Origin of the sequence: Streptomyces parvus (assembly GCF_014648875.1) — a bacterium.
Classification (GTDB): Bacteria; Actinomycetota; Actinomycetes; order Streptomycetales; family Streptomycetaceae; genus Streptomyces; species Streptomyces parvus.
In genome coordinates this window covers 905622-926489 of record NZ_BMRY01000001.1, presented here as the reverse complement: position 1 = coordinate 926489, position 20868 = coordinate 905622, and the positions used below count along the sequence as shown (strand labels likewise).

General features: G+C 70.6%; 21 protein-coding genes. 12 read left to right on the top strand and 9 right to left on the bottom strand.

What is annotated here, in order from left to right; genetic code table 11:
- Nucleotides 1-115 precede the first annotated feature (115 nt).
- From map to truA, 8 genes are all read left to right on the top strand, one after another.
- On the top strand, nucleotides 116-952 hold the full coding sequence (gene map, locus IE140_RS04055; protein WP_150193360.1) for a type I methionyl aminopeptidase: 837 nt from the start codon (nucleotides 116-118) through the stop codon (nucleotides 950-952).
- Between the two features lie 306 nt (nucleotides 953-1258).
- Nucleotides 1259-1480, top strand: a complete 222-nt coding sequence (gene infA, locus IE140_RS04050; protein WP_003956442.1) for a translation initiation factor IF-1 — start codon at nucleotides 1259-1261, stop codon at nucleotides 1478-1480.
- Between the two features lie 59 nt (nucleotides 1481-1539).
- Nucleotides 1540-1653: a 50S ribosomal protein L36 gene (rpmJ, locus tag IE140_RS04045; RefSeq protein ID WP_003956441.1), complete on the top strand. Its 114-nt coding sequence runs from the start codon at nucleotides 1540-1542 to the stop codon at nucleotides 1651-1653.
- 194 nt (nucleotides 1654-1847) lie between these two features.
- The gene (gene rpsM, locus IE140_RS04040; RefSeq protein WP_006126897.1) at nucleotides 1848-2228 is read left to right on the top strand and encodes a 30S ribosomal protein S13; all 381 of its coding nucleotides are present in this window, start codon (nucleotides 1848-1850) and stop codon (nucleotides 2226-2228) included.
- Nucleotides 2229-2332: 104 nt separating this feature from the next.
- Nucleotides 2333-2737, top strand: a complete 405-nt coding sequence (gene rpsK / locus IE140_RS04035; RefSeq protein ID WP_003956432.1) for a 30S ribosomal protein S11 — start codon at nucleotides 2333-2335, stop codon at nucleotides 2735-2737.
- A gap of 137 nt (nucleotides 2738-2874) precedes the next feature.
- A complete protein-coding gene (locus IE140_RS04030; RefSeq protein WP_003966937.1) occupies nucleotides 2875-3897 on the top strand; it encodes a DNA-directed RNA polymerase subunit alpha in 1023 nt (340 codons plus the stop codon).
- A 219-nt stretch (nucleotides 3898-4116) separates the two neighbouring features.
- The gene (rplQ, locus tag IE140_RS04025) at nucleotides 4117-4620 is read left to right on the top strand and encodes a 50S ribosomal protein L17 (RefSeq protein ID WP_006126898.1); all 504 of its coding nucleotides are present in this window, start codon (nucleotides 4117-4119) and stop codon (nucleotides 4618-4620) included.
- 92 nt (nucleotides 4621-4712) lie between these two features.
- Entirely contained in the window at nucleotides 4713-5567 is an 855-nt protein-coding gene (gene truA / locus IE140_RS04020; RefSeq protein ID WP_032779328.1) for a tRNA pseudouridine(38-40) synthase TruA, read from the top strand.
- A 21-nt stretch (nucleotides 5568-5588) separates the two neighbouring features.
- On the opposite strand, the gene IE140_RS04015 is transcribed toward truA, so the two are convergent.
- Nucleotides 5589-6440, bottom strand: a complete 852-nt coding sequence (locus tag IE140_RS04015) for a hypothetical protein (RefSeq protein ID WP_064750842.1) — start codon at nucleotides 6438-6440, stop codon at nucleotides 5589-5591.
- A 67-nt stretch (nucleotides 6441-6507) separates the two neighbouring features.
- Between IE140_RS04015 and IE140_RS04010 the strand changes: the two genes are divergently transcribed.
- The 4 genes from IE140_RS04010 to glmM all read left to right on the top strand — a co-directional run bounded on the left by IE140_RS04010 (nucleotide 6508) and on the right by glmM (nucleotide 11091).
- Nucleotides 6508-8127: an ABC-F family ATP-binding cassette domain-containing protein gene (locus tag IE140_RS04010; RefSeq protein WP_150197510.1), complete on the top strand. Its 1620-nt coding sequence runs from the start codon at nucleotides 6508-6510 to the stop codon at nucleotides 8125-8127.
- A 314-nt stretch (nucleotides 8128-8441) separates the two neighbouring features.
- On the top strand, nucleotides 8442-8885 hold the full coding sequence (rplM, locus tag IE140_RS04005; protein WP_006126902.1) for a 50S ribosomal protein L13: 444 nt from the start codon (nucleotides 8442-8444) through the stop codon (nucleotides 8883-8885).
- Between the two features lie 44 nt (nucleotides 8886-8929).
- On the top strand, nucleotides 8930-9457 hold the full coding sequence (rpsI, locus tag IE140_RS04000; protein ID WP_010058767.1) for a 30S ribosomal protein S9: 528 nt from the start codon (nucleotides 8930-8932) through the stop codon (nucleotides 9455-9457).
- Nucleotides 9458-9732: 275 nt separating this feature from the next.
- Nucleotides 9733-11091, top strand: a complete 1359-nt coding sequence (gene glmM / locus IE140_RS03995; RefSeq protein WP_150197511.1) for a phosphoglucosamine mutase — start codon at nucleotides 9733-9735, stop codon at nucleotides 11089-11091.
- 98 nt (nucleotides 11092-11189) lie between these two features.
- On the opposite strand, the gene IE140_RS03990 is transcribed toward glmM, so the two are convergent.
- The 8 genes from IE140_RS03990 to IE140_RS03955 all read right to left on the bottom strand — a co-directional run bounded on the left by IE140_RS03990 (nucleotide 11190) and on the right by IE140_RS03955 (nucleotide 20687).
- A complete protein-coding gene (locus IE140_RS03990; protein ID WP_150197512.1) occupies nucleotides 11190-12293 on the bottom strand; it encodes a PP2C family protein-serine/threonine phosphatase in 1104 nt (367 codons plus the stop codon).
- Between the two features lie 81 nt (nucleotides 12294-12374).
- Nucleotides 12375-13340, bottom strand: coding sequence for a DUF389 domain-containing protein (locus IE140_RS03985; RefSeq protein ID WP_150197513.1), 966 nt, complete (start codon nucleotides 13338-13340; stop codon nucleotides 12375-12377).
- A 26-nt stretch (nucleotides 13341-13366) separates the two neighbouring features.
- Entirely contained in the window at nucleotides 13367-14362 is a 996-nt protein-coding gene (gene coaA, locus IE140_RS03980) for a type I pantothenate kinase (RefSeq protein WP_032763939.1), read from the bottom strand.
- 146 nt (nucleotides 14363-14508) lie between these two features.
- Complete coding sequence (locus tag IE140_RS03975; RefSeq protein ID WP_150197514.1) at nucleotides 14509-15501, bottom strand: CU044_5270 family protein; 993 nt, start codon at nucleotides 15499-15501, stop codon at nucleotides 14509-14511.
- Nucleotides 15489-16157, bottom strand: a complete 669-nt coding sequence (locus IE140_RS03970) for an RNA polymerase sigma factor (protein ID WP_088576230.1) — start codon at nucleotides 16155-16157, stop codon at nucleotides 15489-15491. Before IE140_RS03970 ends, IE140_RS03975 begins: the two co-directional genes overlap by 13 nt.
- Before the next feature lie 286 nt (nucleotides 16158-16443).
- Entirely contained in the window at nucleotides 16444-18063 is a 1620-nt protein-coding gene (locus tag IE140_RS03965) for a M16 family metallopeptidase (protein WP_229826680.1), read from the bottom strand.
- A 7-nt stretch (nucleotides 18064-18070) separates the two neighbouring features.
- Entirely contained in the window at nucleotides 18071-19018 is a 948-nt protein-coding gene (locus IE140_RS03960) for a hypothetical protein (RefSeq protein ID WP_093440544.1), read from the bottom strand.
- A 259-nt stretch (nucleotides 19019-19277) separates the two neighbouring features.
- Nucleotides 19278-20687: an SMI1/KNR4 family protein gene (locus tag IE140_RS03955; protein WP_150196955.1), complete on the bottom strand. Its 1410-nt coding sequence runs from the start codon at nucleotides 20685-20687 to the stop codon at nucleotides 19278-19280.
- Between the last annotated feature and the right edge of the window lie 181 nt (nucleotides 20688-20868).

The window sequence follows — 20868 nt, the reverse complement described above, 5'->3', positions numbered from 1 at the left end:
CCCGCTGTGCAAGCCGGCCGCGGCGCCTCTGGGCGCCGCGGCCGACTGCTTGCCCCCGTATCGTTGAACACGCCGAGCCGTACCCGTCACCGTCGATGCAGAGAGGCGCCGAGCAATGGTGCAGATCAAGACCCCCGAGCAGATCGCGAAGATGCGCGAGGCGGGCCTGGTGGTCGCTGCCATTCACGCCGCCACCCGTGAGGCGGCCGTGCCCGGGGCCACCACGCACGACCTGGACCAGGTCGCCCGCAAGGTGATCGCCGACCACGGCGCGAAGTCGAACTTCCTCGGGTACGGCGGGTTCCCCGCGACCATCTGCACCTCGGTCAACGAGGTCGTCGTCCACGGCATCCCGGACGAGAAGACGGTCCTGAAGGACGGCGACATCATCTCGATCGACGCCGGCGCGATCGTGGACGGCTGGCACGGTGACGCGGCCTATACCGCCTTCGTGGGATCCGGTCACGCTCCGGAGCTGGTCGAGCTCTCCCGGGTCACCGAGGAGTCCATGTGGGCCGGGATCGCCGCGATGAAGGTGAACAACCGCCTCGTCGACATCTCCCGGGCCATCGAGACGTACATCCGCCGCCAGCCCCGCCCGGCGACCGGGAAGTACGGGATCATCGAGGACTTCGGCGGCCACGGCATCGGCACCGAGATGCACATGGACCCGCATCTGCTGAACTACGTCTCCCGCAAGCGCGGCAAGGGCATCAAGCTGGTCCCGGGCGTCTGCCTGGCGATCGAGCCCATGGTCTCGCTCGGCACGGCGCGGACGGAGACCCTCGCCGACGACTGGACGGTCATCACGACGGACGGCACCTGGTCCTCGCACTGGGAGCACTCCATCGCCCTGACCGAGCAGGGCCCGCTGGTCCTGACCTCACCGGACTGCGGGAAGGCGAAGCTCGCGGAGTACGGGATCGAGGCGGCGCCGGACCCGCTGGGATGACCTGATCCGGCGGACGGAGTCCGGCGCAGCGGCCCGACGCAGGTGAGGCGCCCCGGCGCCGAGCCCGCGAGGGCTGCGTGGGGGAGGGGCCGGGATCGAGGCCGCGCCCGACCCTCTCGGGTGATGTGACCCCTCCGGCAGGTCTAAGGATCACCCCGGCTGGGCAAACTTGACGGATTCGTCTTTTGGAGTCCGCTGACGTAGACTGACTCGTCGGCTCTGGTGCATCCGTGTGTCCACATGCAATCGCATGGCGGGCACGGGATCGCGGGAGCCGATCAAGGTAGCCGATTCGAAAGGCGAAGCGTGGCCAAGAAGCAAGGTGCCATCGAGATTGAGGGCACCGTGATCGAGTCCCTCCCGAACGCAATGTTCAAGGTGGAGCTCCAGAACGGTCACAAGGTCCTGGCGCACATCAGCGGCAAGATGCGGATGCACTACATCCGTATCCTCCCCGATGACCGGGTTGTGGTGGAGCTCTCTCCGTACGACCTCACGCGTGGCCGGATCGTCTACCGCTACAAGTAGATTTTGCCCCCACCCCGTTTCGGCGGGTGATGGCACTGACCCGGAGAACCTGACATCCCATGAAGGTCAAGCCGAGCGTCAAGAAGATCTGCGACAAGTGCAAGGTGATCCGCCGTCACGGTCGGGTCATGGTCATCTGCGACAACCTGCGCCACAAGCAGCGCCAGGGCTGACGCACGACCGCCTGCATCTCGCAGTTCTTCGCGCGACGCACGTAATACGTACATACGCAGTACCCGTCCAAGCCACGGCTGACGACACCTCCGGCGGGGGCCGGGGACCCGGACGTACCACTGCTCCTCGGGAGCGGTCGGCGGTCGGGAGTGGTACTGCGGAAGACCCCCGATCTAACAACTGGAGCCATTGAATGGCACGCGTTTCAGGTGTTGACATCCCGCGCGAAAAGCGCGTGGAGGTCGCCCTCACCTACGTCTTCGGTATCGGGCGCACCCGGTCCAAGGAGATCCTCGCCGCCACCGGCGTGAACCCGAACACCCGCGTTCGTGACCTGGCCGAGGAAGACCTCGTCAAGATCCGCGAGCACGTGGACGCCAACCTCCGCACCGAGGGTGACCTCCGCCGTGAGGTCCAGGCGAACATCCGCCGCAAGGTCGAGATCGGCTGCTACCAGGGCATCCGCCACCGTCGTGGCCTGCCCGTCCACGGTCAGCGCACCAGCACGAACGCGCGTACCCGCAAGGGCCCGCGTCGCGCCATCGCCGGTAAGAAGAAGCCGGGCAAGAAGTAGTCCTCAGCGGACGCACTGCGGACCTCCGGTCTCCCGGAACCCGCAGCAACCAGCGGTCTTCGCTGTAGGACCGATCACCTCCCCTCTCCATCTGGAGTCAAGACATGCCCCCCAAGGGTCGTCAGGGCGCAGCCAAGAAGGTGCGTCGCAAGGAAAAGAAGAACGTCGCTCACGGCCACGCGCACATCAAGAGCACGTTCAACAACACCATCGTCTCGATCACGGACCCCTCGGGCAACGTGATCTCCTGGGCCTCCGCCGGCCACGTCGGCTTCAAGGGCTCGCGCAAGTCCACCCCCTTCGCCGCGCAGATGGCCGCCGAGTCGGCCGCCCGCCGCGCGCAGGAGCACGGCATGCGCAAGGTCGACGTCTTCGTCAAGGGTCCCGGCTCCGGCCGTGAGACCGCGATCCGCTCCCTCCAGGCCACCGGCCTCGAGGTCGGTTCGATCCAGGACGTCACCCCGACGCCGCACAACGGCTGCCGTCCGCCGAAGCGTCGTCGCGTCTGACCCGCTACGGCCGGTGACGGCCGTGCGTCAGTAGCGCCGGGTCCGGGCGGTACACCTCTTACGGGGCGTACCGCCCGTACCCTTGTTACATCTGTCGGGCATCAAATAGTGGGTGCCCACGACTGAAGGATCACCGCATGCTTATCGCTCAGCGTCCGTCGCTGACCGAAGAGGTCGTCGACGAATTCCGCTCCCGGTTCGTGATCGAGCCGCTGGAGCCGGGCTTCGGCTACACCCTCGGCAACTCCCTCCGCCGCACCCTCCTCTCCTCGATCCCCGGTGCCGCTGTCACCAGCATCCGGATCGACGGTGTCCTGCACGAGTTCACCACCGTGCCGGGCGTCAAGGAGGACGTCACCGACCTCATCCTCAACATCAAGCAACTGGTCGTCTCCTCGGAGCACGACGAGCCGGTCGTGATGTACCTGCGCAAGCAGGGCCCGGGTCTGGTCACCGCCGCCGACATCGCGCCCCCGGCCGGTGTCGAGGTGCACAACCCCGACCTCGTTCTCGCCACGCTGAACGGCAAGGGCAAGCTGGAGATGGAGCTGACCGTCGAGCGCGGTCGCGGCTACGTCTCCGCCGTCCAGAACAAGCAGGTCGGCCAGGAGATCGGCCGGATCCCGGTCGACTCCATCTACTCGCCGGTGCTCAAGGTCACGTACAAGGTCGAGGCGACCCGTGTCGAGCAGCGCACCGACTTCGACAAGCTGATCGTCGACGTCGAGACCAAGCAGGCCATGCGTCCCCGTGACGCCATGGCATCGGCCGGTAAGACCCTGGTCGAGCTGTTCGGTCTGGCGCGCGAGCTCAACATCGACGCCGAGGGCATCGACATGGGCCCGTCCCCGACGGACGCCGCTCTCGCCGCCGATCTGGCTCTGCCGATCGAGGAGCTGGAGCTCACGGTCCGTTCGTACAACTGCCTCAAGCGCGAGGGCATCCACTCCGTGGGTGAGCTCGTGGCCCGTTCCGAGGCGGACCTGCTCGACATCCGCAACTTCGGTGCGAAGTCGATCGACGAGGTCAAGGCGAAGCTGGCCGGTATGGGCCTCGCGCTGAAGGACTCGCCTCCCGGCTTCGACCCGACCGCCGCCGCTGACGCCTTCGGCGCCGACGACGACGCGGACGCGGGTTTCGTGGAGACCGAGCAGTACTGATCGCCTCCGGCGGGGGGTGCCCGGGTTTCCTGGGTGCCCCGTGCCGGGCTGAGGCTTTGTCCTCAATCGCCGGACGGGCTTGATTTTGGCTGATGTCCGGCGTGGACGTCGGGCGGGCTTGAACGCCGTCCGGCAGCTATGACTTCCGTGGGGCGTCCGCCGCACGGGAACTGACACCGGTACCTGATACGGCCGGTGCAGCACACAAGGAGAAACACCATGCCGCGTCCCACCAAGGGAGCCCGTTTCGGCGGTAGCGCCGCTCACGAGAAGCTGCTTCTCGCGAACCTGGCGAAGTCGCTGTTCGAGCACGGCCGCATCACGACGACCGAGGCCAAGGCCCGCCGCCTGCGCCCCGTCGCCGAGCGCCTCGTCACCAAGGCGAAGAAGGGCGACATCCACAACCGTCGCCTGGTGCTCCAGACGATCACGGACAAGAGCGTCGTCCACACGCTCTTCACCGAGATCGCTCCCCGGTACGAGAACCGCCCCGGTGGTTACACCCGTATCACCAAGATCGGCAACCGTCGTGGCGACAACGCCCCGATGGCGGTCATCGAGCTGGTCGAGGCGCTGACCGTGGCCCAGCAGGCCACCGGTGAGGCCGAGGCCGCCACAAAGCGTGCGGTCAAGGAAGACGCCCTCAAGAAGGACGAGGCCCCCGCGGCCGAGACCGTCGAGGACGCCAAGCCGGCCGACGACGCCGAGTCCAAGGACGCCTGAGCGTTCTGAGACGGACCACGGGACGGGCCCGCATCACCCTTCGGGGCGGTGCGGGCCCGTTTCGCTGACCAGGGTGTGGAGAGGGAGACGCGGTGAGTGACCAGGCCGAGCCCGGTTTCGTACGGGTACGACTGGACCTGTCCTACGACGGCAAGGACTTCTCCGGCTGGGCGAAGCAGACCAGCCGGCGCACGGTGCAGGGCGAGATCGAGGACGCGCTGCGGACCGTGACCCGCTCGTCGGTGACGTACGACCTGACGGTGGCGGGCCGCACGGACGCCGGCGTGCACGCGCGCGGCCAGGTGGCCCATGTGGATCTGCCGGAGGCGGTCTGGGCGGAGCATGAAGAGAAGCTGCTGCGCCGGCTGGCGGGGCGGCTGCCGCTGGACGTACGGGTCTGGCGCGCGGCCCCCGCCCCGCCGGGGTTCAACGCCCGGTTCTCCGCGCTGTGGCGGCGATACGCCTACCGCGTCGGCGACCGGCCCGGCGGGGTCGACCCACTGACGCGCGGTCATGTGCTCTGGCACGACCGGCCGTTGGACCTGGACGCGATGAACGAGGCGGCCGCGCTGATGGTCGGCGAGCACGACTTCGCCGCCTACTGCAAGAAGCGCGAGGGCGCGACGACCATCCGGACGCTCCAGAAGCTGAGCTGGGTACGGGATGAGGAGTCCGGCGTCCTCACCGCGACCGTGCAGGCGGACGCGTTCTGCCACAACATGGTGCGGGCGCTGATCGGGGCGGCGCTGTTCGTCGGCGACGGGCGGCGGCCGGCCTCCTGGCCCGCCGAGGTGCTGGCCGCGAAGGTGCGCGATCCCGGGGTGCACGTGGTGCGCCCGCACGGGCTGACGCTGGAGGAAGTGGCGTACCCGGCGGACGACTTGCTGGCGGCGCGGGCCGAAGAGGCCCGGAACGTAAGGACGTTGCCGGGGGCGGGCTGCTGCTGATCCCCGACCCCGGGGGTCGGGTCAGCCGTTGGGGTCGGCGGCGGCCTGTGAGGCCTGGATCTGGCCTCTGCGGTGGATCTGACGGAAGGTGAAGTTCGTCAGGTCCTTGTTGACCGCGTAGACGTTCTCGTCGGCGGTGGTGACCCGCTTGCCGTTGAGGAAGCCGCCGATGGTGAAGTAGGCGTAGCGACCGTAGGAGTTGGAGGTGCGGAGGCAGACCGTGCCGCCCCGGCAGAAGGTGTCGACGCCTCCGCCGCTCAGCGAGGCGAGACCGCCCGAGGCCTGGTCGACGGCCTTCTTCGCACGGGCCTCCGTGTCGAAGACGGCGACGCCGACCGTGACGGCGACCCCGTCCTTGCGGTAGGTGGCCCGGATGAGCTGCTTGCAGCCGTTGTTCGTGAGGACGGAGCCGAGGGCGCCCTGGGTGCCCGTGGCGCACTTCGCGGAGCTGCTCGTCGCTCCCTTGAGGTGGACGCGGTCGCCCATGGTGAGCTTCTTGCCGGGGAAGAACCCGTCGACGGTGACCGGCGCCTTGTCCTTGTCGGCGCTGGATATGTAGTCCTTGGGGTCCGGCGGGGGCGGCGGGGCGACCGAGGAGAACGAGGGCTGGGGCGCGGAGGTGTCCTCGGGTAGCTCGGCGGGGGCGGGCAGTTGGCCGGCGTTCTTGTCGCCCTTGCCGGTGTCGCCGCCGTTCGACGTGACCACGGCGGTGGTCACGATCGCGCCGATCGCGACGGTGGCCAGCGCCCCGCCGCCGATCATCAGCAGTCTCTTGCGGCGGGCCCGCGCGGCGGACTGATCCGCCAGCGCCGCCCAGTCCGGTGTCCCGTCGCCCCCGGGCCCCCAGGAGGCCCCCCCTTGCCCAAAGCTCATGCGCGCAGTTTAGGGGGTGCGGTAAACCGGTTGGGCCTGGAGTTCGCGGACCGTGACAATGCTCGGTATGGGACATCTCGAAGCGGGCCACCTTGAGTACTACCTTCCGGACGGGCGGGTGCTGCTCGGCGATGCCTCGTTCCGGGTGGCCGACGGAGCGGTCGTCGCGCTCGTCGGGGCGAACGGGGCGGGCAAGACGACCCTGCTGCGGCTGCTCGCCGGTGAGCTCCAGCCGCACGGCGGCACGGTGTCGGTGAGCGGCGGGCTCGGCGTGATGCCGCAGTTCGTGGGCTCGGTGCGGGACGAGCGGACCGTACGGGACCTGCTGGTGTCGGTGGCCCAGCCCCGGATCAGGGAGGCCGCGAAGGCCGTCGACGCGGCCGAGGAACGCATCCTCACCGTCGATGACGAGGCCGCGCAGATGGCGTACGCGCAGGCGCTCAGCGACTGGGCGGAGGCGCGCGGGTACGAGGCCGAGACGGTCTGGGGCATGTGCACGACGGCCGCGCTGGGCGTCCCGTACGACAAGGCGCAGTGGCGCGAGGTGCGCACGCTCAGCGGCGGCGAGCAGAAACGGCTGGTGCTGGAGGCGCTGCTGCGCGGGCCCGACGAGGTGCTGCTGCTGGACGAGCCGGACAACTATCTGGACGTGCCGGGGAAGCGGTGGCTGGAGGAGAAGCTGAAGGAGACCCGTAAGACGGTCCTCTTCGTCTCCCACGACCGGGAGCTGCTGTCCCGGGCCGCCGAGAAGATCGTCAGCGTCGAGCCGAGCCCGGCGGGCAGCGATGTGTGGGTGCACGGTGGCGGCTTCGCCACGTACCACGAGGCGCGCAAGGAGCGGTTCGCGCGGTTCGAGGAACTGTTGCGGCGCTGGCAGGAGGAGCACGCCCGGCTGAAGGCGCTCGTCCTGCGCCTGCGGCAGCAGGCGGCGAACAGCCCCGACATGGCCTCGCGCTACCGGGCGATGCAGACCCGCTTCAAGAAGTTCGAGGAGGCCGGGCCGCCGCCGGAGCCGCCGCGCGAGCAGGACATCAAGATGCGGCTGCGCGGCGGGCGGACCGGGGTGCGGGCGGTGACCTGCAAGGACCTGGAGCTGACCGGGCTGATGAAACCGTTCGACCTGGAGATCTATTACGGGGAGCGCGTCGCGGTCCTCGGCTCCAACGGGTCCGGCAAGTCGCACTTCCTGCGGCTGCTGGCGGGGGAGCCGGTGGCGCACACGGGGGAGTGGAAGCTCGGGGCACGGGTCGTGCCCGGGCACTTCGCGCAGACGCACGCGCATCCGGAGCTGCTGGGCGAGACGCTGGTGGACATCCTCTGGTCCGAGCACGCGAAGGACCGGGGCGGGGCGATGTCGGTGCTGCGGCGGTACGAGCTGGAGCGGCAGGGTGACCAGGCCTTCGAGAAGCTGTCCGGCGGGCAGCAGGCGCGGTTCCAGATCCTGCTGCTGGAGCTGGCGGGGACCACGGCGCTGCTCCTGGACGAGCCGACGGACAACCTGGACCTGGAGTCGGCGGAGGCGTTGCAGGACGGGCTGGAGTCGTACGACGGGACGGTGATGGCCGTCACGCACGACCGGTGGTTCGCGAAGTCCTTCGACCGGTATCTGGTGTTCGGGGCGGATGGGGTGGTGCGGGAGAGCGGGGAGCCGGTGTGGGACGAGCGGAGGGTTGAGCGGTCGCGGTGAGCGTGCGGCGCCGTTGCGGGGGCGCTGCCCCCGGGCCCCCGCGCCTCAAACGCCGGCGGGGCTGAATTTGTGCGGCGGGGCTGACTCTGCGGGGGCGTTTTGACCCCTGTGGGGGGCGACGGTAGGCTTCACCTTTGTTATGCGTATCGGCCGCGCCCTCGTGGCGCTCAGGGCCCCTACGTAGGTTCTCTGGAGCAGTTACCAGTGGCTCGCATACGGGCATCGTCCCGGCGCTGTGAGCCCCAGCTGCATGATCGCTTCAGGGGTGCCATGTGTTGTCTGGACCTCATCCACTAAGAAGCGAAGGCTACGAAGTGCGTACGTACAGCCCCAAGCCCGGCGATGTCACTCGCCAGTGGCACATCATCGACGCTCAGGACATCGTCCTGGGCCGTCTCGCCACCACGGCTGCGAACCTCCTCCGGGGTAAGCACAAGGCGATCTACGCCCCCCACATGGACATGGGCGACTTCGTCATCATCATCAACGCCGACAAGGTGCACCTGTCCGGCAACAAGAAGACCCAGAAGATGGCGTACCGCCACTCGGGCTTCCCGGGCGGTCTCCGTTCGGTGCGCTACGACGAGCTGCTGGCGAAGAACCCCGAGAAGGCCGTCGAGAAGGCCATCAAGGGCATGATCCCCAAGAACACCCTGGGCCGTCAGGTGCTCTCGAAGCTCAAGGTCTACGCGGGCGACCAGCACCCGCACGCTGCTCAGCAGCCGGTCCCGTTCGAGATCACCCAGGTCGCGCAGTAGTTCCGGCCACCCCCTAAGACGTACAGAAAGATCTGAGGAGAATCGTGGCCGAGACCACTGTTGAGAACCCCGTCGAGGGCACCGAGGGCGAGGAGACCTTCGCCGAGGTGACCACCTTCGAGTCCGAGGTTCCCGTCGAGGGCGAGTACACCAGCGAGTCCCTCGCGGGCCGCTTCGGTGACCCGCAGCCCGCCGCCGGCCTGGGCCGTCGCAAGAACGCCATCGCCCGCGTCCGGATCGTTCCGGGCACCGGCAAGTGGAAGATCAACGGTCGCACCCTTGAGGACTACTTCCCCAACAAGGTGCACCAGCAGGAAGTCAACGAGCCCTTCAAGGTGCTCGAGCTCGACGGCCGCTACGACGTCATCGCCCGCATCTCGGGTGGCGGCGTCTCCGGTCAGGCCGGCGCCCTGCGCCTCGGCGTGGCCCGCGCGCTGAACGAGGCGGACGTGGACAACAACCGCGCCACGCTGAAGAAGGCCGGCTTCCTCTCCCGCGACGACCGTGCGGTCGAGCGCAAGAAGGCCGGTCTCAAGAAGGCCCGTAAGGCCCCGCAGTACAGCAAGCGCTAAATATCGCCTGCTCGACTGTCACGTTCGCCCCGGCGGCACACACCGTGCTGCCGGGGCGTTCGTTTATCGACGCTCGCGGGCGTATAACGGCATGAGACGTTCATCGGCCCGGTACGCCGTGCGTGTGCCCCGCCTGCGCCATGTGGGCGCAGGCCTGAGCGATGACGCCCGGCGTTCCTATTTTGTCGTTTTTTCGCCGCTTTCGTTGTTTGGTTTCTCAGTTCGTTTGCTGTGCAGTAGTGGTTTGTGGTTTCGGAGCACTTCGGAGGACACCAGTGGGACGACTCTTCGGTACGGATGGGGTACGGGGTGTCGCCAACGCCGATCTGACGGCCGAGCTGGCGCTCGGTCTCTCGGTCGCGGCGGCGCACGTACTCGCCGAGGCAGGTACCTTCGCGGGCCATCGCCCGACCGCCGTGGTCGGACGTGACCCACGGGCGTCCGGAGAGTTCCTGGAGGCCGCCGTCGTGGCGGGCCTGGCCAGTGCCGGGGTGGACGTTCTGCGCGTCGGCGTGCTGCCGACGCCCGCGGTCGCCCACCTCACCGGGGTGCTCGACGCCGACCTCGGCGTGATGCTCTCCGCCAGCCACAACGCGATGCCCGACAACGGCATCAAGTTCTTCGCCCGCGGCGGCCACAAGCTCGCCGACGAGCTGGAGGACCGGATCGAGACGGTCTACGAGCAGCACCGCACCGGTGAGCCGTGGGACCGCCCGACCGGCGCCGGCGTGGGCCGGGTCACCGAGTACACGGAGGGCTTCGACCGTTACGTCGCCCACCTCGTCGGCGTCCTCCCCAACCGGCTCGACGGTCTGAAGGTCGTCCTGGACGAGGCGCACGGCGCCGCCGCCCGGGTCTCGCCGGCCGCGTTCGCGCGGGCCGGCGCCCAGGTCGTCACCATCGGGGCCGACCCGGACGGCCTCAACATCAACGACGGCTGCGGCTCCACCCACCTGGAGCTGCTGCGCGCCGCCGTCGTCGAGCACGGAGCCGACCTCGGCATCGCGCACGACGGCGACGCCGACCGCTGCCTGGCCGTGGACGCGGCGGGCGAGGAGGTCGACGGCGACCAGATCCTCGCCGTGCTGGCCCTCGCCATGCGGGAGGCCGGGCAGCTGCGCAAGGACACCGTGGTCGGCACGGTCATGTCGAACCTCGGTTTCAAGCTGGCCATGGAGCGCGAGGGCATCCGGCTCGTCCAGACGGCGGTCGGCGACCGGTACGTCCTGGAGTCGATGAAGGCCGAGGGCTTCGCGCTGGGCGGCGAGCAGTCCGGTCACGTCATCGTCCTGGACCACGCCACGACCGGCGACGGCACGCTGACCGGCCTGATGCTGGCGGCCCGCGTCGCCGCCACCGGCCGGAGCCTCGCCGAGCTGGCCGGGGTCATGCAGCGCCTGCCCCAGGTCCTGATCAACGTCCCCGACGTCGACAAGACCCGGGTGAACACCTCGGCCGAGCTGGCCGCGGCGGTCATCGAGGCGGAGGCCGAGCTCGGCGAGAGCGGGCGCGTACTGCTGCGCCAGTCGGGTACGGAGCCGCTGGTACGGGTCATGGTCGAGGCCGCCGACATCGAGCAGGCGCGGGCCGTCGCGGGCCGGCTGGCCGATGTGGTGAAGTCCGCGCTGGGGTGATGCCCCGGCCCCGAGCCGTACGCGTACCGGCTTGAGCCGTGCGTACGCGTACGCGTACGGCTGCGCGGAGCCCTCGGGCCCGGGGCGGAGTTCTGCGCTCACGTCCCGGGCAGTGCGGGGCGTTGCACGCCGATCATGGCGGCGTCGTCGTTCAGGGGTCCGCCGACGTACCGCAGGAGGTCGTGCCTGAGGCGGTGGAGGAAGGCGTCGGGACTGCTCTCGTCCCATCCGGTGATGCGATCGGTGAGCGGGTAGAAGGCGCCGGATGCGTCGCGCGCCTCGGTGACCCCGTCCGTGTACAGCAGCAGGAGGTCCCCCGGTTCGAACGGGAAGCTGTCGATCTCGTAGCGGGGGTGTGCCAGGTCGCCCAGGCCCAGCGGGGGCGCCGGGTGCCTGGCGTGCATCGTCGTCGGGCGTCCGTCGCGCAGGACGATGGGCGGCGGGTGTCCGCAGGAGATCATCCGGACCGGGCCGTTCTGGTCGGGGATGTCCATGATGGCGGCCGTGATGAACGTTTCGCCGAGGCGGCCCGTCTCGCCCGGTTCCATCAGGTCCCAGCACACGCTGCGGTCCAGGTAGGCCACCAGCTCGCTCAGGCCCGCCTCGCGGTGGGCGGCGACCCGAAAGGCTCCGAGCAGCAGGGCGGCGTCGCTGACCGCGGTCAGCCCCTTGCCCCGGACGTCGCCGACGATCAGCCGGGTGCCGGACGTGGTGCGTGCCGCCGCGTACAGGTCCCCGCCGATCCGGGCCTCGGCCTCCGCGGCGAGGTAGAGAGCCGAGGCCCGCAGGGGCCCGAGCTTGCCGGGCAGCGGGGGCAGGACCACGCGCTGGGCGGCTTCGGACACATGGCGGACCTGCGACAGTTCCTTCGCGCGGCGCTCCCGGACGACGCAGAAGACCACCAGACTCACGCCGACCAGCATCAGGGCGATGATCTGCGCCTCGTGGTTGGCCGAGAGCAGGTCATCGGGGTCGCGGATGACTCCGATGAGGGTCTGAGCGACCACCGCGAGTGCTGCGACCGCGCCCACGGTCCTCGGCCCGCCGAACGACGGCGTGATGGCCGGGGCCGCGACGAGCAGCGGGCCGAGGTGGATGTCCGGCGGCGCGAGCACGTCGACCACGGTCACCGCGACGATCCACAGGATCGGGATGGCGACCAGCCCCCACCGAGGGCCGGGTCCTTCGGGGCGCTGCGGCATGCCTCCTCCTTACACCGCCCTCACCTGGTTCGCACCGGCTGTGGGCGCCCGTGCCTTCCGGGAGGGCCGTCCTCCGCCCGGTCACGCCCCCACGGAGGCCCCCGGCGTGCTCGCCGGGGGCTTTTGCGCACGCCCGATCCTCCACAGGCCCTTCTGGAGCAGCAGGGTCAGCGTGCCCGCGAGGACGATCCCGCCGAGGTTGGCGAGGAGCTGCTGACCCGATCCGATCGTCTGCTGGTAGTCGGAGTAGCTGAACGCGACGGCCGCGTTGGCGGCGGCCGGGACCGTCGTCACGGAGATGGCCACGCCGATCAGGGCCCCGGACTTCGCCGAGGTGAGGGAGAGTGTCCCGGCGATGCCGGCCAGGAACGCCACGACGAACGACATCCAGTCCGGGTGCCAGATGAAGCCGGTGTTCGGCCGGGGCCTGTCGATCATGTCGGGGGTGAACAGGCCGAACGCGTCCATCAGCCAGGCGAAACCGGCCGTGAGAACCATCGCCAGCGCGAAGCCGCCGATCAGGGCCCACAGCGAGCGGACCACCAGGCGCGGTGCGCGCTGCACGACGGCCGTGGAGATCCCGGCCAGCGGGCCGAACTCCGGCCCGACCGCCATCGCGCCCACGATCAGCACCGCGTTGTCGAGCATCACACCGCAGGCGGCGAGCATCGTGGCGAGGGCGAGGAAGGAGACGTAGGTGACGGAGAACGTCGACTCCTCGTGCGTCGCCTCCGTCAGCTCCTCCCACAGGACCGCGTCGGCGCTGTCGCCCGGGGCCTCGTGCTCGGCCTTGTCGGCGTGCGTGGAGAGGGTGAGGTCGAGGTTCTCGACGCTGATCGCCCCGGTCCTGTCGATGCCGAGTCGGCGCAGCGCTCCGATCAGCTCGTCGCCGGCCTCGCGCGCCACGTCGCACATCACCACGTCGCCGGCGGGGGAGCGGGCGGCGCCCGGCAGGACCACGAGGTGGGCGGTGCCGACGGTGGACCCGAGCAGGGCGACGACCTCGTCCGTGGTGTCGGCGGGCACGATCAGACGCAGGTGCAGCACGCGGCACGCCCTCCGGGGCCGAGGTGTCAGAGCTTGCGCAGGGACAGCTTCTGGACCTTGTGGTCCGGACCCTTGCGGAGCACCAGGGTGGCACGGCCGCGCGTCGGAGCCACGTTCTCCAGGAGGTTCGGCTTGTTGATGGTCCGCCACATGGTGCGCGCGTAGTCCAGCGCCTCCTCCTCGGAGACCTGGGTGTACTTGCGGAAGTACGAGGACGGGTCCTGGAACGCCGTGGCGCGCAGCTTGCGGAAGCGGTTCAGATACCAGGTCTCGATGTCCTCGGCGCGCGCGTCCACGTACACGCTGAAGTCGAAGTAGTCGGCGAGCCCGACCCTCGTCCGGCCGTCGCTGCCGGGCAGGGCGGGCTGGAGGACGTTGAGGCCCTCGACGATGAGGATGTCGGGGCGGCGCACGGTGAGCCGCTCGCCGGGGACGATGTCGTAGATCAGGTGCGAGTAGACGGGCGCGGTCACCTCGTCCTTGCCCGCCTTGATGTCCGCGACGAACCGGGTCAGCGCCCGCCGGTCGTACGACTCCGGGAACCCTTTGCGCGAGGTCAGCCCGCGCGCCTGGAGTTCCTTCATCGGCAGCAGGAACCCGTCCGTGGTCACCAGCTCCACCCTCGGGTGCTCGGGCCAGCGGGCCAGGAGCGCCTGGAGGATACGGGCGCTGGTGGACTTGCCGACGGCGACACTGCCGGCGACCCCTATGACGAACGGGGTCCCGCGCTGCGCCCCGTGCCCGTTCCCGGCGTCCCCGAGGAAGGTGTTCAGCGCGCCGCGCAGCCCGGAGGTGGCCTGGACGTACAGGTTGAGCAGCCGGGACAGCGGCAGATAGACGTCCCGCACCTCGTCCAGGTCGATGACGTCCCCGAGCCCCCGCAGCCGCTCCACCTCGTCGGCGGTCAGCGGCAGCGGCGTCTTGTCCCGCAGCGCGCTCCACTCGCCGCGCGAGAGGTCGACGTACGGGGTCGGCGCATGCTCGGTGCGGCGCTGGGGGCTCCGTGCGGGCGAAGTGATCACCCTTCATTGTTGCGGGAGTTTCAACGGAGTGGGGGGTGGGGTCGGTCACGTGGGTGGCGGGGTCCCCCGCAACGGACGTGGGCCCGGTGTCCGCTCCCCTGTGCCGGACACCGGGCCCACGCCCGGGTTTCGTGTGAGACGTACGGTCAGGGCTTCTGGCCCTTGGCGTCGACCACGGCCGCCCTGGTCCTCGCGACGTCCATCAGCAGGTCGCCGCGCTTGTAGACCGTGGGGGGTGTGCCGTCGCCCCCGGAGAACTCATACGTTCTGGTGACGACGTCCCGCTGGCCCGCGTAGCTGTAGTCCACCGGGTCCAGCAGGATCTCGCTCCGGGTGTTCGCGTCGTACGCGCGGGTCACGGCGATGACCTGGCGGCCGCTGGCGTCCCGGATCAGGTGGTCGGTCACGCCGATGCCCTTGACCGTGGCCATCGCCCGGTAGATCCGGGCCAGCGCGTCAGGTGGGAGCGGGTACGACTGCAGGAGGACGGTCAGCGCGCGGAAGCTGTGGGCGTCCTTGTCCTCCCGAGGGCCGTTGGACCCGTCGCCGGTGGGGAAGACCTTCCGCAGCTCCGCGAGGAGCGCCTCCGGGTCTTCCGGCAGTCCGGCGGCGATCCGGTAGGACTCGCGGGCGGTCCGGTAGTCCGTGTCGGACTCGTCGTTCTCCGCGGCCTTGTCGTCGTACGGGATCCAGGAGTCGGGGCTGTAGGACATGGACATTTCCTCCCGGATCTCGGCGGGCACCTCCTTCCACTGCTTCTCCTGGTCCGGGTTCTCCTCCCGGAGATAGATCCACTGGTCGTTCCGCGGCTCCGGAGGCACCTCCTGCCGCTCCAGGAAGTCGGCGGCCTCCCCCAGGGCGGCGGCCGGGCTCGACAGGTCGAGGTCGCCCGCCACCGTCGCCGGACCCGACTGCCGGGGGCCCGAGGTGTCGACGATCTGCGTCACGAAGAGCGCCGCCGCGGTGATCGCCACCACCGCGCCGAGCGAGGCGATGCGCCAGTCGGCCCGCAGCCGGAGCGTGCGGCGGCTCCTGCCCTCGATGGCCTCGGTCAGCCGCTTGCGGCCGGGGGCCAGCGTGGCCCGGTCGGGTACGGGGGCGTCGGCGCGCAGCTCCCGCAGCCGGGTCATTTCGTCCATGACGGGCTCAGCTCCTGTCCGGCCGTGGCAGGCGATGCGTCGAGCGCCGAGTCGAGCGCCGACGTGAACGCGGGGTCGGTGCTCAGGGCCGCGCGGACCTTGCGGCGGGCCCGGTTCAGCCGGGACCTCACCGTGCCCAGCGGTATCCGCAGCGCCTCGGCCACCTCCTGGTAGCCGAGGTCCGCCCACGCGACCAGCAGCAGGACGTGCCGGTCACCGGGCGACAGCGCCGCCAGCGCGCCCGCGAGCGGGGCCTGCACGGCGATCCGGTCGTCGGAGCGGTCGCTCCACGACGCGGCGACCGGGTCGTGCCCCGTCCGGGCCAGCGCCTTCAGCGCGCGGACCTCGGTGCGGCGGTGCTTGCCGATCAGATTGGCCGCGATGCCGTACAGCCAGGGCCGGGCCAGCCGGTGGGCCGTGTCGTAGCGGGCCCGGGTGCGGAACGCGATGAGGAACGTCTCCGCCGTGATGTCGTCCGCCGCGCCCTCCCCGAGGCGGCGGGCGGCGTAGCGGTGGATGTCCGGGGCGTGCCGGTCGTAGAGCCCGGCGAACAGTTCGGGCTCGTCGAGCGACTGGGCGATGACGTCGGCGTCGTCCCTGCCGTCGTCTCTGCCGGGCCCCACGGTGCCCGGCCGGGCCGGAGGTGGTCCGGTCACTGCGCCTCCAGGGTGCGTCGGTCGGTGTGTCTGTCACCCCTGTTGTCCGCAGCGGGCGGAAAGGTTCACGGGTTCCGGGAGGTTCACGGGTTCCGGAAGGGTTCACGGCTTCCGGTGTGGTTCAGGGGTGCCTCTGGAGCAGCGAGAAGGCCGGGCCGCTGCCGGGCCCGGCCGGCCCCGCCCTCCAGCCGCGTCCCGGTCGCGAACCCTCGGCCGCGTCCTGGCCCCAAACCCTCGGCCGCCTCCCGGCCCCAGTCCCTCAGCCGCGTCCTGGCGCCCCAGTCCCTCAGCCGCGTCCCGGGCGCAGCGAGCGCAGCATCCCCAGGGCCCGGCCCTTCAGCCCGCCGCGTCGCGCGGCCGGCTGCGGGATCTCGTCGGGGTCGCGCTCCGGCATCGGGACGACGGCGGCGGCCGGGACCGCCGCGTCGATGGGCGCCATCCGGTCCGGGGTGAGCTTGGCGTACAGCGTCGGCTCCACCTCCACCACGAACGCGTCGAAGCCGATGAGGTGCCGGGCTCCGTCCGGGAAGACGCGCATCGCGGCGCACGCGTCGTACCGTACGGCGATCCGCCCGCGGGGGGTGGACAGGGTGACGGCCTCCCGTCCGACGGCCAGGCTCACGGCGTCGCTCGCCCGGGACCGGTGCACGGTGCCGAGCGGTTCGGGGCCGAACGACGGGCCCGACCACTGGGGCGCCTCGGTGAAGCCCGCCCAGTCCACCCCCCGCCCCGGCACCTGGATCAGCGCGGAGTCGTACAGTTCGCGGGCCACGTCGCGCAGGTCCTCGACGGTGACAGCGGCCAGCTGCGCCCGGTGCTCGTCCGGGGTGAGGTTCTCGTGCCCCATGAGCATGTTCAGCGCGTACGAGGGCAGCGAGGCCGCGCCGATGTCCGGGATCTCGTACTGCTTGAGGAACTTCGTCCGCGCCGAGTCCAGTTCGGCCTGGTCGATGGTCCCGGCCCGCAGCCGGGCCAGTACGTCGATGAAGCCGCCGACCACCGCGTCCTGCTTCTGCGGCAGCGCGTCCGCGTAGGCGGTGATGGTCGCGTGGTCGGTGTCGCGTGGGTGGTAGCCGCAGTCGGCGGTGTAGGAGTAACCGCCCTTCTGCCGCAGGTCGGTGAAGAGCGCCCGGCCCAGCACCTCCGCGAAGAGGGCGGCCGCCGTGCTGCGCCGCACGATGCCGTCCAGGACCACTCCGCCGCTGCCGCCCGTGAGGTAGGCGGGGGTGACGGGCAGGGCCGAGGTGGGCGCGGGCAGCGGCTGCCGCCGTCCGGCGGGCAGGGTCAGGTCCAGGCCCTCCGGCACGGTGTCGCCGGTCATCCACAGGACCGCGTTGTCCCGGGTGAACCAGGTCGCGGCCCAGTCGCGGACCGCGTCGGCCGTCAGATGCAGGGTGCCGTACTCCGGGTAGCTGGCGAGGCCGTAGCCGCGTGCCCCGTAACGCCACAGCGGCAGTTGGTGGTTGGGGCCCCGGCCGCGGCCCGCCTGCTCGGTGCGCAGGATCTCCCGCTCGGTGGCGAGGCGTTCGACCGGCAGGTCCCGCAGGGAGGCGCAGACGCCGTTGAGGTAGGCGACGACCTCCTCCGGGGTGCCGGAGACCACGAAGTGGGTGTGGGTGGCGGCGGTGGACCCGTTGTAGTGCAGGTCCGAGACGCCGTGCCGGTGCAGTGCCAGGTGTTCCACGAGGTGGGTGAGGCCGGCCGTGGCCAGCGTCTCGTCGGCGGCACCGACCCGGAAGTACAGCCCCGCGGTGACTGGGCCGCCCCCGGACGTGGGCGCCAGCAGGGTCGGGATGCGGTCGACCTCGGTGCTGGTGATGAACCCGGACCCGGTGGATGCACCGTCCACGGTCGGCATGCCTTCCGGCGTCGTGGTGGCGGCGGGGCCGTCGGTCTGCTGCGTCATCGTCGGTTCAGCCCTTCGCCATCGCGCGTCTGCGGTGCTTGAGGAATTGCACTTCCCGGTCGCCGTAGTAGGCCCAGGGGTACTCGGTGGCCTTGTCCCCGAGCGTGCGGAAGAACGGGGCGGCCTCCCGGTAGTGACCGCCCAGACTCAGCGCACCCGCGAAGTCGTTGTGGTCGCCCACCCAGTGGAAGCCCGGCCGGTAGTCCGGGTGCCGTACGGAACGGTCGGCCGCGGCCAGGACGTCGTCGCGCACCTCGTTCGCGCGCAGGTAGTCGCTGGGCCGGTCGTCACTGTCGTCCAGCCAGCGTTCCAGGTGCACCTGTACGACCAGCCGGCCCGCATGACTCCCGGCGGGCGCCGCGTCCAGGCACGCCCGGGCGAACCCGAACGCCTCCTCCCAGCTCCCTCCCCACTTGGGGCACAGCTGCTGGAGCAGCAGGATCTGCGCCTGGATGTGGTGCGGGTGGTGCTCGGCCAGCCGGTCGTACCGCCGCCGCGCCTCGCTCGCCCCGAGCTCCAGACCCCGGGCGGTCGTCAGCCGGTACGACCAGGCGAGGGCGTACGCGGGTTCGTCGGCACACACGCCGATCAGCAACTGCTCGGCCCGCCGCAGCCAGCCGTGGAACTGCTGGAACTGCTCGCGCGACACGTGCTCCGCCGTGTACGAGCTGCGGATGTCCCAGCCGACGTCGATGTAGCGGGCGGCGAGCAGGGTGCGGGCCAGCGGTGACCCATGGGCGGCGACCTGGTGCTCCAGGAAGCGCTCGGAGGAGCTGAGGTCGGCGACGAGGCCCGCGGCCACGGCCCGTTCGTCCTCGTCCTCCAGGAAGTCGAAGTAGGCCTGCACGGTGTCCCAGTCGTTGCCGCGTACGGCGGTACGGAGGTCCACGAGGGAGGGGATCTGGCGGCAGCGGTCGAACTCCGCGCGGATCAGGTCGGGTGCGGTCGGAGACACGTCGGTCCTCGGATACGGGCTGCGGACGCGACCGGTGGGGGGCCGGGCGCGGGGAGCGCGCGGCGTGTCGACGAACGGGCAGGTGACGGCAGGGGGATGACAGGGAGACAGCAGGGGGGGCGGCAGAGCGAGTGGGCGGGGCGGGGCCGGAGGGATGGGCGATGTGATGATCGGAACGGGAGGCTAGCACCCCGGGTGCGGTGTACGCCGGGGAGTTTCGGGGGCTGCGGAACATCGGTACCCGCCCCGTTCCGCCTGCCTACGCGAGGGGCCCGAGGTCTCCCTCCAGGACGGTCTGGATGATCCGGGGCCGGTCCCAGAGAGCCAGGATCTCGTTGGCGATGGCCACGACGGTCAAGGGGTCCTGGTCGCCGTACGCCGTGATGGACGCGGCCGACAGGCTCCGGGGGACGGCTCCGGCGTCCAGGAGGACGCGCCAGTCCTGCGGGCAGAGTTGCAGGAACTCCAGGCCGGTGAGCTCGGCGATCTCCAGCGGGTCGGCGAGCGTACCCGCGTACGCGCACAGGGTACGCAGGCGGGGCAGTCCGATGACCGGGGCGAGGCTGAACGGTGCGCCGTCCCACACTCCGATCGAGAGGACCTCCAAACCGGGGTGGGCGGCTTCCCGCACGCTCTTGATGCTCGCGTGGTTGACGTGGGCCACGCGTGGTGGCTCCTCGCCGCGGTGCCGGTGCCCGCGCCTCTCCCGGTCCAGGATCCAGTCGGTGAGCGAGTCGGCCAACAACTCGGCGCCGACGCTCTCCTCGTGGCTGATCAGGATGATCTGCCCGGCGTGTCCACGCGGGCCGGGCGTCAGGTCGACCGCCAGTTGGTCTCCGCCGCCGTTCTCGCCGAAGACGATCCACCCGGGTGACCCGACGAGGCCCTGCACCGCGGCGTCGGGGCGCGTGACGACCGCCTCCATGGCAGCGTGCTCCCAGTGGCAGTGGCGGGTCGAAGCCTCGGCGATGTACAGCTCGTCCACGGGGGAGAGTTCGCAGCGCGCCGCTTCGAAGACACCGACCGCGGTCTCGTAGTCGTCGCCCCAGTCCTCCCAGCGCGCCCGGGTCACCCGGTAGAGCGCCTTGAGTTCCTCGGGCAGGCGGACGCCCAGGCGTGCCTCGGCGGCGGCGATCTCCTCCTCCGTCGCGCCGATGGCGTCGGGCAGCCGTTCCCGCAGCGTCCGCTCCAGCGACTCCGGGTCCGCCGAGGAGGCGGGCCCCGCTTCGTGCGCCGCGTCGGGGAGGCGGCGCCAGGGCTCGGGAAGAGCGCCTTCGACGAGGATGAGCGCACCGGGATGAGCGGTTCCGATTCCGGGTTCCACCGCCGGGCTGGGGCCGAGCAGACGAAGTACGGCCGTCCCGGCCGGGTCGATCTTCGCCGAGAACGAGACGTCGTCGACACCGGCCTCCGCCAGCGCCGTCTGCACCCGCTCCACCGCGTCGATCTCGTCCTGTATGTCCTCGGACCGGGCAGCCCGACCGCGCGGTGGCACCGGGCGAGGGAGGCCCAGACTCCAACCGCCGTGTCCGATGCGACCTGACACACGGACGGGATCTGCACCCGCCTTGGCCGCTTTGCCCGCCTTGGCGGCCCGCAGGAGCCCCAGCACGGGGTGCCAGGTCGCGAAATCATCTATCGAACGTCGAGGGGGTCTCTGAGTAGCCACGCCCAGACCGTACGGGGGGCGGCACGAGCGTGGGAGAGCGGGGCGACGAAGTCCGCCCAGGCGGCCGGGGTGAAGCCGAGGTGGCGCTCACCGGATCGTGACAGCCGCGACGTGGTGGTCCACGACGTGGCGGGCCGCGACGTGGTGACCCACGACGTAAAAGCTTTTGATTACCCGTCTT